Raw genomic sequence first — 16,053 nt, forward strand, 5'->3', positions numbered from 1 at the left:
CAGCATACTTGTTATAAAAAGACAGTATGTTATAGTCTTAAACAGGAAATCTAAAAGTAATCGAAGTTGCAAATGGAGTTGGTATAATGTTACATCAATTTTCTCGTAATGAATTAGCAATTGGTAAAGAAGGGTTAGAAAAGCTAAAGAACAGTACTGTGGCCGTTCTTGGAATTGGCGGTGTCGGTTCCTTTTCTGCCGAAGCGCTTGCCCGTTCCGGAGTAGGCAAGCTAGTACTTATTGATAAAGATGTTGTTGATATTACAAATGTGAATCGTCAGGTCATCGCTTTACTTTCTACCGTTGGAAGACCTAAAGCAGAATTAATGAAAGAAAGGATAGCCGATATTAATCCCGATTGCGAAGTAATTGATTTGAAAATGTTCTATACAGAAGAAACATATGAAGAAATTTTTGCCTATAATCTTGATTTTGTCATCGATGCTTCTGATACTATATCTTATAAAATTCATTTAATGAAAGAATGTTTGAATAGAAACATCCCGATTATTTCAAGCATGGGTGCAGCGAATAAAATGGATCCAACCCGTTTCCAGATTGCTGATATTTCGAAGACACATACTGATCCAATCGCAAAAGTCATTCGGACAAGATTAAGAAAAGAAGGGATTAGAAAAGGAATTCCTGTTGTATTTTCAGATGAAAGTCCGATTGTCATCAGGGAGGATGTTCGAAAAGTGGTTGGAAAAGACGACGCAGAAATCCGCAAGGCAAAAATGCCGCCATCCTCCAATGCATTTGTTCCGTCCGTTGCAGGCCTTATCATGGCTAGTTACGTTGTTAGAGAGCTGCTGAGTGACATCAAAATCAGTACGGTAAAAGACGCTTAAATGGGGCGTCTTTTTTATGTGACCAATAATGATGACGTGGAAAATGGAATTAAGCTTTATGGCTGAAAAATGGTTTTTAACCTGTAGGCATTGGGAGGAGTTTATAATGACTGGAATTGTTAAGTTGAATAAAGTAACAAAGGTAATTAAAAACAGGACGATTATTGATTCTATCAGCTTTGAGGTACATAAGGGAGAAGTTTTCGGTTTTTTAGGACCAAATGGCGCGGGTAAGACAACGACCATTCGCATGATGGTTGGTCTAATCGGTATATCAGAAGGTGATATTGAAATCGCAGGCAAAAGTATTACAAACGATTTTGAACAGGCTGTAAGTCATATTGGAGCTATTATAGAAAACCCAGAAATGTATAAATTTCTTACAGGCTATCAGAATTTACTGCATTATGCCCGCATGTCAAACGGAATTAATAAAAAGAAAATATTTGAGATAGTTGAATTAGTTGGTTTGACTGAACGAATACATGATAAGGTAAAAACCTATTCCTTAGGAATGAGACAACGACTGGGCCTAGCCCAGTGTCTTTTACATGAACCGGATGTATTAATTCTTGATGAACCGACAAATGGCCTGGACCCCGCTGGAATAAGAGAGATTCGCGATCATCTTCGATATCTGGCCAAAGAAAAAAATATGGCTGTTATCGTATCGAGTCATTTGTTATTAGAAATGGAAATGATGTGTGACCGCATCGCGATCATTCAACATGGAAAGCTAATTGATGTCCAGCGAGTTCAAAATTTCTTGGAAGGTTCAGATCATGTTGTTGTCTTTGAAACGGCTGATTCAGTAAAAGCCATACAGGTTATTTCGGGCTCTTATCCTACCATTCATATAAAACAGTTGGAAAATGAAATCCATTTATTAATTTCAAAAGAACAGATACCCGGCATTGTTAGGTTGCTGGTTGAAAACCATATTGATATCTTTCGGGTTCAGGAAGTGACAAAAACATTAGAAGATCGCTTTTTGGAAATAACAAGAGAAAAGGCGGACCGTATTCATGTTTAATTTAATCAAAAATGAGTGGATGAAAATTTTCCAACAAAAAGGGACCTATGTCATGATTGGTCTCCTGCTCTTTATGGTTTTGGTAACAGGCGCATTTATTAAATACCAGGAACGCGGCGGATCTGTTCCGGATAATCAGAACTGGGAGCAGGGCTTGCTATTAGAAAATGACAGTATGAGGAAACAGCTAGAAGAGATGGGAGATGCGGTGCCGAAAAACACCATTCTTCCTTATGAAAGACAGATTGCTTTGAATGAATATAGAATTAAAAATCAGATTTCACCGAATGAAGAATATTCGCTTTGGAGCTTCGTAAATGACACTACATTTATGATTGAATTTGCAGGTTTGTTCACAATAATTATTGCGGCTGGAATTATTGCAAGTGAATTTAACTGGGGGACTATTAAGCTCCTTTTGATACGACCTATTAAACGTGCGAAAATACTGGCTGCTAAATTTATGACGGTTCTGTTATTTGGATTTTTAATGCTTTTCATCTTATTTAGTTTCTCAGCATTGTTAGGAGCGCTTTTATTCGGATTACCAGAACATCCAACCCCCTATTTAAACTACTATGAAGGGGTGGTTACAGAACAAAGCATGCCCTTGCATTTATTTATTATCTTTATTTTGCAATCTACAAGTATGTTTATGCTTTCAACAATGGCATTTATGATATCAGCGGTTTTCCGCAATAATTCACTTGCCATTGGATTATCGCTTTTTTTCATGTTTACAGGCAGACAGGCAACAGAATTAATTGCCTTGAAATTTTCATGGGCAAAATTTTTATTATTTGCTAACACTGATTTAATGCAATATTACACAGGCACACCGATGGTGGAAGGTATGTCACTTCCATTTTCAGTATTCATGTTACTGATTTATTTTATTCTATTTCTTTATTTAGCGTATATTGTTTTCAAAAAGCGTGATGTTTCTGCTTAACAAATGGGATTGTCCGTCTGAAAAGTACAAATAGCTTGAAAAGGTGCTTTGTAAGTGCCTGACACCATACTTTAGTCTATAATGAAAGCAGAAATGTACTGGGGGTTTTGGGATTGAATGGAGAACCGCTTGCCTTTCGAATGCGTCCGACTACAGTCGAAGAAGTAATCGGGCAAAAGGAGATAATCGGGAAAAATACAAGTTTATATAAAATGATTAAAAACGGTTATGTACCTTCGATGCTGTTATACGGGGAGCCTGGAATTGGGAAGACCTCACTTGCCTTTGCCATAGCAGGTACAACTAAGCTCCCTTTTGTGGCTTTAAACGCTACAACCTCGGGAAAAAAGGATGTAGAAGAGGTTGTTCAAGAAGCACGATTAACGGGAAAACTGATTCTCTTTTTAGATGAAATCCATCGGTTTAATAAAGCGCAGCAGGATTATCTTCTCCCGCACGTAGAGAATGGAACCATAGTCTTAATTGGGGCAACAACGGAAAATCCCTTTCATGATGTGAATCCGGCGATTCGCAGCCGCTGTGGGCAAATTCTGCAATTGACAAGACTTTCAAAGGAAGATATTAAAGAACTGATCAAAAGGGCATTAGCAGATGACCAAAGGGGACTTGGAAATCTATCGATTGACATTACGGATAAGCAGATCGAAGATATTGCTGAAGGCGCGGCAGGAGATGCCAGAAAATCACTTACGATGCTTGAATCCATCGTTTATTCCTCTGATATCATTGAGAATACATATAAGATTCAAAATGATACCATCGATAGAATGATCAAAAAAGCCGGTGTGTACGGAGATAAAAAAGGCTCTCACTATTATAATTTATTATCTAGTTTACAAAAAAGCATCCGTGGCAGTGATGTGAATGCAGCCCTCTATTACTTGGCTCATTTATTAGAAACGGGTGATTTAGTATCGGTTAATAGAAGATTGCTTGTGATTGCCTATGAGGATATCGGACTTGCCAATCCAGCTGTCGGCGGCCGTGTATTAGCGGCCGTAACAGCTTCTGAACGTCTAGGCATGCCGGAAGCGAGAATACCGCTGGCAGCGGCTGTTGTTGAAATGTGTTTATCCACTAAATCAAATTCTGCTTATAAAGCATTGGATGCAGCGATAGAAGGAATACGATCTGGAAAAGTAGGGGAAATACCTAAACATTTACGGGATGCCCATTATTCAGGTGCAAAGGTACTTGGGCATGTTGGTTATCAATATCCACATGACTATCCAATCGGAACCTTTGGCGGCTGGGTGAATCAGGAATATTTACCGTCTAATTTAAAAGGTACTAAATATTACCACCCGGTTGAAGCAGGGGAAGAAAAACGATTTGCTGCGATTTATGAAAGGCTGGAGGAATTTAAAAAAGGGAAATAGGCAGATCTGAAGGCGATCCTATCTGCCTCAGGCGAAAGCCTGCAAGTAACCCGGATATTATGATATAATAGATTAAGTTTATCTATATAGTATGTTTAATCCATCGGATTTTTTATTGATATGTATTTAGAAGAATTCATCCATATACTTATCCATCTTAACGAATTGAATTGAGAGAGGTGTTAAGAAATGAAAATTTCTACAAAGGGCCGCTACGGTTTGACAATTATGATTGAATTGGCCAAAAAATATGGTGATGGACCAGTATCGTTAAAATCGATTGCACAGGCAAATGATTTATCTGAACATTATTTAGAACAGTTGATTGCTCCGCTCAGGAACGCTGGTTTAGTAAAAAGTATCCGCGGTGCTTACGGGGGTTACATTTTAGCCGATGATCCGTCTAACATTACTTCAGGAGATATTATTCGTGTTCTCGAAGGACCGATTACACCTGTTGAAGGAATTGAGGATGAAGAACCGGTAAAACGGGCATTATGGATAAGAATAAGGGACGCAGTAAAAGATGTCCTTGATAATACGACGATTCAGGATTTAGCCAATCATAAAGATGAAGGTGAAATTGACTCCTATATGTTTTATATTTAATCCATAGCGGATCAAGATAAGAAGGTGAAAGATTTGGAACGGATTTATGTCGATCATGCGGCGACGACTCCCATGCATCCGGCAGTCATTGAAAAAATGACAGTAACGATGGCACAGTATTTCGGTAATCCCTCAAGTATTCATTCCTATGGCCGTGAAGCGCGGAAAATTGTTGATGAAGCAAGGCTTGGAATTGCCCGAAGCATTGGAGCCATGGAAACAGAGCTGATTTTTACAAGCGGCGGAACGGAAGCTGATAATAATGCTATTTTTGGAGCTGCTGAGGCGAATAAGGAAAAAGGTAAACATATTATTACAACAGCCATTGAACATCATGCTGTTTTACATGCTTGTGAAGAATTGGGAAAAAGAGGCTATGAGGTGACGTATTTACCTGTTGATGAAACTGGTGTAATATCGGTAAAGGATTTTCAAGATTCATTACGAGATGATACCATTCTCGTCACGATTATGTATGGGAATAATGAAGTAGGAACCATCCAGCCGATTGCCGAAATTGGTCAAATTCTTTCATCACATCAGGCTGTGTTTCATACCGATGCTGTCCAGGCTTACGGAATGGAAAAGATTGATGTCAATGAGCTGCAGGTGGATTTATTAAGCGCATCTGCTCATAAGATAAACGGACCGAAGGGTATTGGATTTCTTTATATAAAAAATGGAGTTAAGCTCGCTCCGCGTACTTTTGGTGGAGAGCAGGAAAGAAAGAGACGTGCAGGTACAGAGAATGTTCCAGCAATCATTGGTTTCTTTGAGGCTGTCAAACTGATGGAGGAGGACAGAGAAAATCGAAGAAATCAGTATAGACTATATAAAGAGACACTAATTGAAGTACTAAGAACAAATGATATTGAATGTACGATTAATGGAACACTTGAAACAGCATTACCGCATGTTCTAAACATCAGCTTTCCGGATACAAATGTAGAGGCGCTGCTTGTTAACCTTGATTTGGCTGGAATTGCTGCATCAAGCGGTTCTGCCTGTACTGCCGGTGCAGTAGAGCCTTCGCATGTTCTTGTTAGTATGTTTGGGAAAGAATCGGCTAAATTGACGAACTCAATTCGCTTTAGCTTTGGAATTTCAAACACTGTTGACCAAATCAAGAAGGTCGGCGGCGAAATGGCGAAAATCGTACAAAGATTAATGAATAAGTGAGGGAGAATTGTTGAAGGAACCAAAAGACACACGTGTAGTGGTTGGGATGTCAGGTGGTGTAGATTCATCTGTTGCGGCCCTATTGTTAAAGCAGCAGGGATATGATGTCATTGGAATTTTTATGAAAAACTGGGATGATACAGACGAGTTTGGGGTTTGTACAGCGACGGAGGATTATGAAGATGTCATTCGGGTCTGCAACCAAATTGGGATTCCTTACTATGCGGTAAATTTCGAAAAACAATACTGGGATAAGGTATTTACCTATTTTCTCGATGAATATAAAGCAGGAAGAACACCAAATCCTGATGTCATGTGCAATAAAGAAATAAAGTTTAAGGCCTTTTTAGAGCATGCGATGAACCTGGGAGCAGATTATTTAGCAACCGGCCATTATGCACGGGTAGAATATCGCGACGGAGAATATAAGATGCTCCGCGGTGTTGACGATAATAAAGATCAAACTTATTTTCTAAATCAATTAACGCAAGAACAGCTTTCAAAGGTGATGTTCCCAATAGGCGGGATTGAAAAAGCAAAGGTAAGAGAGATTGCAAAAGAAGCAGGACTGGCTACAGCAGCAAAAAAGGATAGTACAGGAATTTGCTTTATTGGGGAGCGAAATTTTAAAACATTCCTAAGTCAATATTTACCTGCTCAGCCCGGGAATATGGAAACCTTTGATGGAAAAGTAGTTGGAAAGCACGAAGGTCTAATGTACTATACAATCGGACAACGTCATGGACTTGGGATTGGCGGAGCAGGTGAACCTTGGTTTGCGATCGGTAAGGATTTAAAACGAAACGTTCTATATGTTGGACAAAGCTTTCATAATGAGAAACTATACTCAACGTCCATCATTGCAGCAAATGTAAGCTGGGTATCAAATAGAGAAAAGCCGGCAAGCTTTGAATGCACAGCAAAATTCCGATACCGCCAGCCTGATAATCAAGTCACAGTAGAATTATTAGATGATCAAAAGGTAAAAGTCGTGTTCAAGGAACCGATTCGTGCGGTTACACCTGGACAAGCAGTTGTTTTTTACAATGGTGATGAATGTCTTGGCGGCGCAACGATTGATGAAGTATTTAAACATGCTGAAAAACTCACATATGTAGGGTAATAAAAAAGCTCTCATAGAAGGTGTCAGGTATCTACAGGGTGACTGTGATGCATGGCACCTTTTTTGATGGTTCCAGTTCTTATCAAGTGATAAAGTATGCTATACTTTTTTATTGAACAAGACGAACGGAGTGAATAATTTGGATAAAAATCAGCTGGGAATTCAATATATGCAGGAAGGCAAATGGGAGGATGCGGCAAAGGTTTTCATGGAGGCAATTGAAGAGACTCCTAATGAACCAGTATCATATATAAACTTTGGTAATCTTCTCGCTGCTGTTGGAGAAACCGAAAGAGCGCTGCAATTTTTTCAAAAGGCGATTGAATTAGATGAAAATGCAGCTGCAGCCTATTACAGTGCAGGTAATGTCTATTACGAGAATGAGCAATTTGGAGAGGCAAAGTCAATGTTTGAAACAGCGATGAAAAGAGGCTTGGATTCATCCGATAACTTTTTTATGCTGGGCATGTCCCTGATCGCGTTGGAACAGCCGTTGATGGCTCTTCCCTATTTTCAAAGATGCACGGAATTAAATGAACAGGATGCTGAAGGGTTTTTTCAGTACGGCCTCTGTCTAGCAAATCAACAATATATAAATGAAGCGATTAAACAATTTGAAAAATGTATTGAGATTGATCAACAGCATGCAGATGCTTTTTATAATTTGGGTGTGGCATATGGTTTTCAGGAAAATGGCGAAAAAGCATTAGAAATGTTTGAAAAGGCCTTGCAAATCCAGCCGGATCATCTTTTAGCAGGAAACGGAAAACGTTTAATTGAAGAGGCTGGTCAATAATTGGACCGGTATGAAGTCAAAGATGGTTAGGGGGGAACTCAAAAGGTGGAAAAGCAAGACTCACTTGATTTATATGCTGAACAGGGAAAGTTTATCAAAGGGAAACCGATTGTAACAATTTTTCATAACGAACAAAATTTATACACGGTTCTCAGGATCAGAGTCGAAGAGACAAATGAAAATTATGATGATAAAGAAGCTGTTGTTACCGGCTATTTTCCGAAAATCCATGAACAGGAAGTTTATATTTTTTACGGAGAGATGAAGGAGCATCAAAAATTTGGCCTTCAGTTTCATGCCAGCCATTTTCGCAAAGACATACCGCAAACAAAACAAGGGGTTGTCAACTACCTTTCAAGTGAACTCTTTAAAGGGATTGGAAAGAAAACAGCTGAGAAAATCGTTGATACGCTTGGAGAAAATGCGATTACACGGATATTAAATCATCCTTCCCTCCTAGACCAAGTTCCCAAACTCCCGCCTGACAAAGCAAAGGACTTATATGACACACTGATGGAGCATCAAGGGCTTGAGCAGGCAATGATCGCATTAAACCAATATGGCTTCGGTCCTCAATTATCGATGAAAATCTATCAGGTTTACAAGGAATTAACGATAGAAGTTATCCAAACAAATCCGTATAAGCTGGTTGAAGATGTTGAGGGGATTGGCTTTGCTCGTGCTGATGAACTTGGTCACCAGCAAGGCATTACAGGTAGTCATCCAGACCGTATTAAAGCAGGCTGCCTTTATATATTAGAGCAGGAATGTATGCAAAACGGTCATGTGTTTGTTGATGCTGAGCACCTCTTAGTCAGTGTACAAAAGCTTCTTGAGGAAAATAAACGGAATCAAATTGAATTTGCCGATATAACCCGTGAACTATTGAAGCTAGAAGAAGAAGGAAAAATTATCGTCGAAAACAAAAGATTTTACTTGCCTTCCCTTTATTTTTCTGAAAAAGGACTTGTTACAAGTATTAAGAAGCTGCTCGAGCAAACGGAGTATGCTGATCAATTTCCTGAATCAGAGTTCTTGCTGGCACTTGGCAATTTAGAAGAACGAATTGGTGTACAGTACGCACCGACGCAAAAAGATGCGATTCAAACTGCTCTGATGTCTCCGTTGTTATTATTAACGGGAGGACCCGGGACTGGTAAAACGACTGTTATTAAGGGGATTGTGGAATTATACGCTGAGCTTCATGGCTGCTCACTTGATCCAAAGGATTACAAAAAAGAAGAGCCTTTTCCCTTTCTGCTGGCGGCGCCAACCGGTCGGGCAGCGAAACGGATGACAGAATCGACCGGACTTCCGGCAGTGACGATCCATCGATTGCTAGGGTGGAATGGTAGTGAGGGTTTTGATCATCATGAAGACAACCCGTTAGAAGGGAAAATTCTGATAGTCGATGAAACGTCAATGGTTGATATATGGCTTGCTAACCGGTTATTTAAAGCATTACCGGAGCATATCCAGGTCATACTTGTCGGCGATGAGGACCAGCTTCCTTCTGTCGGTCCGGGACAGGTATTACGGGACCTGCTTCAATCGAATGTGATTCCAACGATCAGATTAACGGATATTTATCGCCAGGCCGAAGGTTCCTCCATCATTGAGCTGGCTCATGAAATCAAAAAAGGAAAGCTGCCAAAAGATGTCAGCATGCAACAGGCGGATCGTTCCTTTTTTCGCTGTCATACCGGACAGATTGCTAATGTGATTGAAAAAGTTGTCTTAAATGCCAAGAAAAAAGGATACACGCCAAGAGATATTCAGGTATTGGCACCGATGTATAAAGGGCCTGCAGGAATTGACCGCTTGAACGAAATGCTTCAGGAAATTTTAAATGGAAATCCTGATGGTTCTCGCAAAGAACTGGTCTTTGGAAACACTAAGTATCGGGTCGGGGATAAAGTCCTTCAGCTTGTCAATCAACCCGATAAGCACGTTTTTAACGGTGATATGGGTGAAGTAGTGTCTGTTTTTTATGCAAAAGAAAATACGGAAAAGCAGGATATGGTTGTTGTTTCCTTTGAGGGTGTTGAAATAACCTACACAAGGCAGGATTTAAATCAAATTACGCTTGCATATTGCTGCTCGGTTCATAAATCACAGGGAAGCGAGTTCCCAATTGTCATTTTACCAATTGTAAAAAGTTATTATCGTATGCTGCAGCGAAATTTAATCTATACTGCCATTACAAGGAGCAAACAATTTTTAATCCTCTGCGGTGAAGAAGAAGCGCTGCGCCTTGGGGTTGAGCGGGCTGACGAACAGTCCCGGCAAACGACATTAGCTGAAAAACTGCAGGAAGAACTGCAAGAACTAAAACCAAAAGCAGGATCCATAGTGGAAGATCTTCAAACTGAGGAATTAACGTATGAAGAAATGATGATGAATGTTGATCCAATGATCGGAATGGAGAATGTTAACCCTTATCAATTTATGTAGGAAAAAGAGCATCCAGTGGTTGCTCTTTTTTGTTCCAATCATAAAATAACATTTCATTTTCTTCATGGAAAACGTTTCTTCTTATGATTTATTGATATCAGAACATAATATGAATGTTCGGGAGGGTGGGATTATCTTTGCGGACATTTTCATTATTAAAGGGACTTCCTGTGTTTGAACTAAAAACTGGTTCAAAAATAGGGGAAATATGTGACTTAAATATATCCAATGACGGTATGGTTAGAGCGTTACTGATTAAAAAAGGCGTTTTCTTAAAAAAAACATATAAAATCAATGTGAAGGATGTATCTTCTTTTGGCTTTGACGGGGTTATGATTGAAGACCGAAACATTCTGGAACCATTAACGGAACCAAAGGAATACACGTTTGAAAACCAGGGGCGATTGCTAGGCAGAATGATGATGACAAGTGAAGGAGAACGCCTTGGTTTCTTAGAAGATGTATATTTTTTGGAAGAAGCGGGAACGATTATAGGGTATGAATTATCGGATGGCTTCTTTTCAGACATCATGGAAGGAAAACGTGTAGTTAAAGCAGATAAACCGCCTGCGATTGGGAAGGATGCCATCATAGTGAATGTGAAATAACTGTGAGGTGTTCCTATGTTTAAATGTCCTAATTGTCAGAGTAAAGATATCGGTAAAATTGGTATAAACCAATATTACTGTTGGAATTGTTTTATTGAGCTAACTCTTTCAAACGGTTTGATCCTGACCCATCAGGTTGAAGAAGATGGTTCTTTAAGTTCACTTGATGATTTGTTTGATGAAGATGAACGTCGGTTTATCCTATAAAATTTGAGGTGAATCTAATGAATAAAGTGATAACTTCCATGCTTGCAGTGAGTGCTGGAGTAGCCGCTTATAATTATGTGCAAAAAAATAACCTCATTTCGAACCGGCAAATGCGGAAAATGAAAAAAAACCTAAAAACCTTATTCTAATCACAAGGGATAACCTCTAGAGGTTATCCCTTGTTCACATGTCTTAGGCATAGGTGGAAATTATTCAGTCAATAGGTATAAAAAATGTTTTTGCCTTCACAATAAGTAAAGGAGGCGATAAGCGTTGAATATCTCTTTAAAATGGTATTACCGTTTAGGTTTTTTGCTCCTTTTTATGATTGTGTTGTTTATTTTTATTAAATTACAGCCTATATGGCTTCCTATCCTTGAAGTAATCTTTAAGATTTTATTTCCGTTTATCGTTGCAGCATTTATAACCTATCTGCTTCATCCGATTATTGAAAGAATTCATGAGGGAGGATTTCATAGAGGGCTGGCTGTTTTTATTATCTATTTTCTTTTTTTTGGCGGCGTTGGTTTTGCCGTTTATAAAGGGCTCCCTGAATTTATCAAACAGCTGAAGGATCTAGCTGAGAGTGTTCCCGAGCTGACAAATCAATATATGAATTTTGTTGATTATATCCAAAAGAAAACAGCTGCCTGGCCCGACGGAATTCAACAAAGGGTTAATGAAGGAATTGTTTCAATTGAGCAAAGCCTTGCAGCTATCCTTACAAATGTGATTAATAGGATCCTTGAGCTTGTCAGTTCCTTTTTTACGATTGCCATTATTCCCTTTATTTCTTTTTATATGTTAAAGGATTATGCATTGATAAAAAGAGCAGTATGGTATTTAACACCAAGGAAATGGCGGCAGGGAGGAGTCTTATTACTAAGGGATATTGATAAATCCCTTGGCAGTTATATAAGGGGCCAGACACTTGTCTGTGTTGTGATTGGCACCATATCTTCTCTATTGTTTTGGTTTTTTCATATGAATTACCCTTTATTACTAGGGCTAATTATTGGAATTACAAATGTGATTCCGTATTTTGGTCCTGTTATCGGTGCGATTCCGGCTGTTATCATTGCCTCCATGATTTCAGTAAAAATGATGATCATTACCGTCTGTATTATTTTTTCAATGCAATTTTTAGAAGGAAATATTTTGTCACCGCTGATTGTTGGAAAAAGCTTGCATATGCATCCGCTTATCATTATGCTTGCCCTTTTTGCCGGTGGTGAAATTGGAGGAATTCCCGGCATGATTTTATCTGTTCCGATTCTTGCTGTTCTGAAGGTAGGTTTACTTCATACAAAAAAATACTTTGGTAAAAAGAATACAGTCGATCTTTTCAAACAAAAAGAAACGAGAGAAGAGGTATAAGAATCATTTCCTACGTTCAAATATTGACAAGCTTTTGAGAATATCGCATAATGCGTAATATAATCATACTTACATAAACGAACATGAAGAAGGAACGAGTATGTTATAGCCCATCTAAACGTGATCAACACAAAAGAGAGGAGCTTTCAAGGCTGAGAGAAGCTCTAGATGAAGAATAACAGAACGCTAATCCTGAATGCAGCTAATCACTGCCGTAATGCCGCGTTAAGGTGATATTGAGAGATGAATGGATTGTTTGTTTCATTCATAATCAGGGTGGTACCGCGAGTGAGCTTCTCGTCCCTGCTTAGGGAAGAGGGCTTTTTTTGTGCAAAAATTCAAACTTGTTCACTTTATGATAATAACAGGAGGTTTATAAATTGAGAAAACATACAGGTTCAGAAATTCGTCAGATGTTTTTAGAGTTTTTTAAGGAAAAAGGTCATGCAATAGAACCAAGTGCGTCGCTTGTTCCTCATGAAGATCCTTCATTATTATGGATCAACAGCGGTGTGGCAACATTAAAGAAATACTTTGATGGTCGTGTTGTTCCTGAAAATCCGCGTATTACAAATGCACAAAAGTCGATTCGAACAAATGATATTGAAAATGTTGGAAAAACTGCACGCCACCATACTTTTTTTGAAATGCTTGGTAACTTTTCAATTGGTGATTATTTTAAAGAAGAAGCCATTGAATGGGCTTGGGAGTTTCTAACAGATGAGAAATGGATTGGATTTGAAAAGGAAAAGCTTTCAGTTACGATTCATCCTGAAGATGTAGAAGCATTCGAACTTTGGAATCGTAAAATTGGGATTCCGGAAGAGCGGATTATTCGTTTAGAAGGGAACTTTTGGGATATCGGGGAAGGTCCGAGTGGTCCTAATACAGAAATCTTTTATGACCGCGGTCCTGAGTTTGGTAATGATCCACAAGATCCAGAGTTGTATCCTGGCGGAGAAAATGATCGTTATTTAGAAGTGTGGAATCTTGTGTTTTCTGAATTCAATCATAATCCAGATGGCACATACACACCGCTGCCAAAGAAAAATATTGATACAGGTATGGGACTTGAACGTATTACGTCACTCGTGCAAAATGTCGAAACAAACTTTGATACGGATTTATTTATCCCAATCATTCGAGCAACAGAGGAAATTTCAGGTGCACAATATGGAAAAGAGAAGGAAACAGATGTAGCTTTTAAGGTCATTGCTGACCATATCAGAACCGTTGCGTTTGCAATTGGTGATGGTGCGATTCCATCGAATGAAGGCCGGGGCTATGTTTTAAGACGCTTATTAAGAAGAGCTGTCCGTTATGCAAAACAAATTGGCATCAATCGTCCTTTTATGTTTGAGCTGGTGGCTGTTGTCGGTGAAATTATGGCAGATTTCTATCCAACGGTAAAAGAAAAACGTGCTTTTATTGAAAAAGTTATCAAAAACGAGGAAGAACGGTTCCATGAAACACTTCATGAAGGATTGGCCATCTTAGCTGAGGTGATCAAAAGGGAAAAAGAAAAGGGAAGCAGCAAAATTTCCGGTGCCGATGTATTCCGTCTATATGACACATATGGTTTCCCTGTTGAACTAACAGAAGAATATGCTGAAGAAGAAGGCATGACTGTAGATCATGAAGGTTTTGAAAATGAAATGGAACAGCAGCGTGAGCGTGCACGTTCTGCGCGTCAGGATGTTGATTCCATGCAGGTTCAAAGCGGGGTTTTAAGTGATATTAGGAACGAAAGTAAATTTGAAGGATATGAACAGCTTCAGTTAGAAGCAGCCGTGATCGTGTTGTTAAAGAACGGCCAGCTCACAGAAGAAGTTCAATCCGGTGATGAATTCCAATTTATCCTTGATCAAACGCCTTTCTATGCAGAAAGCGGCGGTCAAATTGCCGACAGAGGATACCTGACAGCAGCAGGAATTAAGGCTGACGTTCTTGATGTTCAAAAAGCACCGAATGGCCAGAACCTTCATCGTGCCGTTTTAACGGAGGGGACACTCAAAGTTAATACAAAGGTTCTGGCATCCGTCAATGAAGAGAATCGGGCAAAGGTCATCAAAAATCATACGGCGACACATCTGCTGCATCAGGCTCTTAAGGATGTGCTTGGCACACATGTTAATCAGGCTGGTTCATTGGTAGAGCCGGATCGATTGCGCTTTGACTTTTCTCATTTTGGCCAGGTGCAACCTGAAGAATTGGAAAAAGTAGAAGAAATCGTTAATGAGCAAATTTGGAAGAGTATTGAAGTTGATATAAGTTATAAAGGAATTAATGAAGCCAAAGCAATGGGAGCAATGGCGCTGTTTGGCGAAAAATACGGGGATATTGTCCGTGTCGTAAAAGTGGGCGATTTCAGTCTTGAGCTTTGCGGTGGCTGCCATGTTTCAAACACTTCCGTTATTGGATTATTTAAAATCGTATCAGAAAGTGGAATTGGTGCAGGAATACGCCGAATTGAGGCAGTAACAGGTGAAGGCGCCTATAGTCTCATGAATAATCAAATCAATCTATTAAAAGATGCAGCTGCAAAATTAAAAACTAATTTAAAAGAAGTGCCTGCCAGAATTGAAATTTTACAGCATGAAATGAAACAACTGCAGCGTGAAAATGAATCTTTAGCAACAAAATTGGGCAATATTGAAGCGGGAAGTCTTGTATCAAAAGTGAAGGATATTAATGGGGTCCCTGTATTAGTCGCAAAAGTTCAAGGAACAGATATGAATAATCTTCGTAATATGGCAGACGATTTGAAGCAAAAGCTTGGATCGGGAATTGTTGTTCTTGGCAGTCCGGCTGAAGGGAAGGTAAATTTAATTGCTGGAGTAACGAAGGATTTAATGGAAAAAGGTTTCCATGCTGGCAAATTAATTAAGGAAGTTGCCTCAAGATGTGGCGGAGGCGGCGGTGGTCGTCCGGATATGGCACAAGCAGGCGGTAAGGACCCGGCAAAATTAGATGCAGCCTTAGAATATGTAGAAGAATGGGTGAAATCCGTTTGATATTGTCAAAAAGTAGTGTAAAATATATACAACTACGATCATAATTGGTATATGGAAAGGTACTGGAATGAATGTGATTATGTTTGTTTTTTCCTCTACAAAAAGTGAGGTGTAAATAATGAGCTCATTTGATCAAACAATGAGATTCAATTTTCCTGAAGAACCGGTTGAACATAATGTCAAGGAAGTGCTTCTTCAAGTATATGAAGCATTACAGGAAAAAGGATATAATCCGATTAATCAAATTGTCGGTTACCTGTTATCCGGCGATCCCGCATATATTCCAAGACATCGCGATGCGCGGAATATGATACGTAAACTTGAACGGGATGAAATTATTGAAGAACTAATGAAATCCTATTTAAAAGAAAACAAAGCATAGGACATGCAGTAAAATCACTTTTCAATGTATCGTTTGTTTTAGCTTAGAAACTGACAAGGCTCTTTTGG

15 protein-coding genes are annotated in these 16,053 nt (G+C 39.1%); all 15 read left to right on the forward strand.

The genetic code is table 11. From position 1 onward, the window contains the following. Nucleotides 1–86 precede the first annotated feature (86 nt). The 15 genes from R4Z09_RS06435 (at nt 87) to R4Z09_RS06505 (ending at nt 15,985) form a co-directional block, all read left to right on the forward strand. Nucleotides 87–851 (forward strand): tRNA threonylcarbamoyladenosine dehydratase, encoded by a 765-nt coding sequence (locus R4Z09_RS06435; protein WP_338451513.1) that lies wholly within the window; start codon nt 87–89, stop codon nt 849–851. A gap of 106 nt (nt 852–957) precedes the next feature. Beyond that, nucleotides 958–1,884 carry an ABC transporter ATP-binding protein gene (locus tag R4Z09_RS06440; protein ID WP_338451514.1) on the forward strand — a complete coding sequence of 309 codons (927 nt, stop codon included), beginning with the start codon at nt 958–960 and terminating at the stop codon, nt 1,882–1,884. Continuing rightward, a complete protein-coding gene (locus R4Z09_RS06445) occupies nt 1,877–2,836 on the forward strand; it encodes an ABC transporter permease (RefSeq protein ID WP_338451515.1) in 960 nt (319 codons plus the stop codon). Before R4Z09_RS06440 ends, R4Z09_RS06445 begins: the two co-directional genes overlap by 8 nt. Before the next feature lie 113 nt (nt 2,837–2,949). Then, entirely contained in the window at nt 2,950–4,236 is a 1,287-nt protein-coding gene (locus R4Z09_RS06450; protein WP_338451516.1) for a replication-associated recombination protein A, read from the forward strand. 189 nt (nt 4,237–4,425) lie between these two features. Then, nucleotides 4,426–4,845, forward strand: a complete 420-nt coding sequence (gene cymR / locus R4Z09_RS06455; RefSeq protein WP_338451517.1) for a cysteine metabolism transcriptional regulator CymR — start codon at nt 4,426–4,428, stop codon at nt 4,843–4,845. A 33-nt stretch (nt 4,846–4,878) separates the two neighbouring features. Continuing rightward, nucleotides 4,879–6,024, forward strand: coding sequence for a cysteine desulfurase family protein (locus R4Z09_RS06460; RefSeq protein ID WP_338451518.1), 1,146 nt, complete (start codon nt 4,879–4,881; stop codon nt 6,022–6,024). 7 nt (nt 6,025–6,031) lie between these two features. Further along, nucleotides 6,032–7,147 (forward strand): tRNA 2-thiouridine(34) synthase MnmA, encoded by a 1,116-nt coding sequence (mnmA, locus tag R4Z09_RS06465; protein ID WP_338451519.1) that lies wholly within the window; start codon nt 6,032–6,034, stop codon nt 7,145–7,147. A 139-nt stretch (nt 7,148–7,286) separates the two neighbouring features. After that, complete coding sequence (locus R4Z09_RS06470) at nt 7,287–7,943, forward strand: tetratricopeptide repeat protein (RefSeq protein ID WP_338451520.1); 657 nt, start codon at nt 7,287–7,289, stop codon at nt 7,941–7,943. A 45-nt stretch (nt 7,944–7,988) separates the two neighbouring features. Continuing rightward, nucleotides 7,989–10,397: an ATP-dependent RecD-like DNA helicase gene (locus R4Z09_RS06475; RefSeq protein WP_338451521.1), complete on the forward strand. Its 2,409-nt coding sequence runs from the start codon at nt 7,989–7,991 to the stop codon at nt 10,395–10,397. Nucleotides 10,398–10,534: 137 nt separating this feature from the next. After that, a complete protein-coding gene (locus tag R4Z09_RS06480) occupies nt 10,535–11,005 on the forward strand; it encodes a PRC-barrel domain-containing protein (RefSeq protein WP_338451522.1) in 471 nt (156 codons plus the stop codon). 15 nt (nt 11,006–11,020) lie between these two features. Further along, nucleotides 11,021–11,212: a hypothetical protein gene (locus R4Z09_RS06485; protein WP_338451523.1), complete on the forward strand. Its 192-nt coding sequence runs from the start codon at nt 11,021–11,023 to the stop codon at nt 11,210–11,212. A 17-nt stretch (nt 11,213–11,229) separates the two neighbouring features. After that, nucleotides 11,230–11,361 (forward strand): YrzQ family protein, encoded by a 132-nt coding sequence (locus R4Z09_RS06490; protein ID WP_338451524.1) that lies wholly within the window; start codon nt 11,230–11,232, stop codon nt 11,359–11,361. Nucleotides 11,362–11,485: 124 nt separating this feature from the next. Next, the gene (locus R4Z09_RS06495) at nt 11,486–12,589 is read left to right on the forward strand and encodes an AI-2E family transporter (protein WP_338451525.1); all 1,104 of its coding nucleotides are present in this window, start codon (nt 11,486–11,488) and stop codon (nt 12,587–12,589) included. 413 nt (nt 12,590–13,002) lie between these two features. Then, nucleotides 13,003–15,603 carry an alanine--tRNA ligase gene (alaS, locus tag R4Z09_RS06500; RefSeq protein ID WP_422392291.1) on the forward strand — a complete coding sequence of 867 codons (2,601 nt, stop codon included), beginning with the start codon at nt 13,003–13,005 and terminating at the stop codon, nt 15,601–15,603. Between the two features lie 118 nt (nt 15,604–15,721). Continuing rightward, entirely contained in the window at nt 15,722–15,985 is a 264-nt protein-coding gene (locus R4Z09_RS06505) for an IreB family regulatory phosphoprotein (RefSeq protein WP_338451527.1), read from the forward strand. Nucleotides 15,986–16,053 lie beyond the last annotated feature (68 nt).

Origin of the sequence: Niallia oryzisoli, assembly GCF_036670025.1 — a bacterium.
Taxonomy (GTDB): Bacteria; Bacillota; Bacilli; order Bacillales; family Cytobacillaceae; genus Bacillus_BD; species Bacillus_BD oryzisoli.

Excerpts from the sequence above, each read along its gene's own strand:
- R4Z09_RS06435 (WP_338451513.1), top strand. The coding sequence starts at position 87 with ATGTTACATCAATTTTCTCGTAATGAATTAGCAATTGGTAAAGAAGGG.
- R4Z09_RS06440 (WP_338451514.1), top strand. The coding sequence starts at position 958 with ATGACTGGAATTGTTAAGTTGAATAAAGTAACAAAGGTAATTAAAAAC.
- R4Z09_RS06445 (WP_338451515.1), top strand. The coding sequence starts at position 1,877 with ATGTTTAATTTAATCAAAAATGAGTGGATGAAAATTTTCCAACAAAAA.
- cymR (WP_338451517.1), top strand. The coding sequence starts at position 4,426 with ATGAAAATTTCTACAAAGGGCCGCTACGGTTTGACAATTATGATTGAA.
- R4Z09_RS06485 (WP_338451523.1), top strand. The coding sequence starts at position 11,021 with ATGTTTAAATGTCCTAATTGTCAGAGTAAAGATATCGGTAAAATTGGT.
- R4Z09_RS06490 (WP_338451524.1), top strand. The coding sequence starts at position 11,230 with ATGAATAAAGTGATAACTTCCATGCTTGCAGTGAGTGCTGGAGTAGCC.
- alaS (WP_422392291.1), top strand. The coding sequence starts at position 13,003 with ATGTTTTTAGAGTTTTTTAAGGAAAAAGGTCATGCAATAGAACCAAGT.
- R4Z09_RS06505 (WP_338451527.1), top strand. The coding sequence starts at position 15,722 with ATGAGCTCATTTGATCAAACAATGAGATTCAATTTTCCTGAAGAACCG.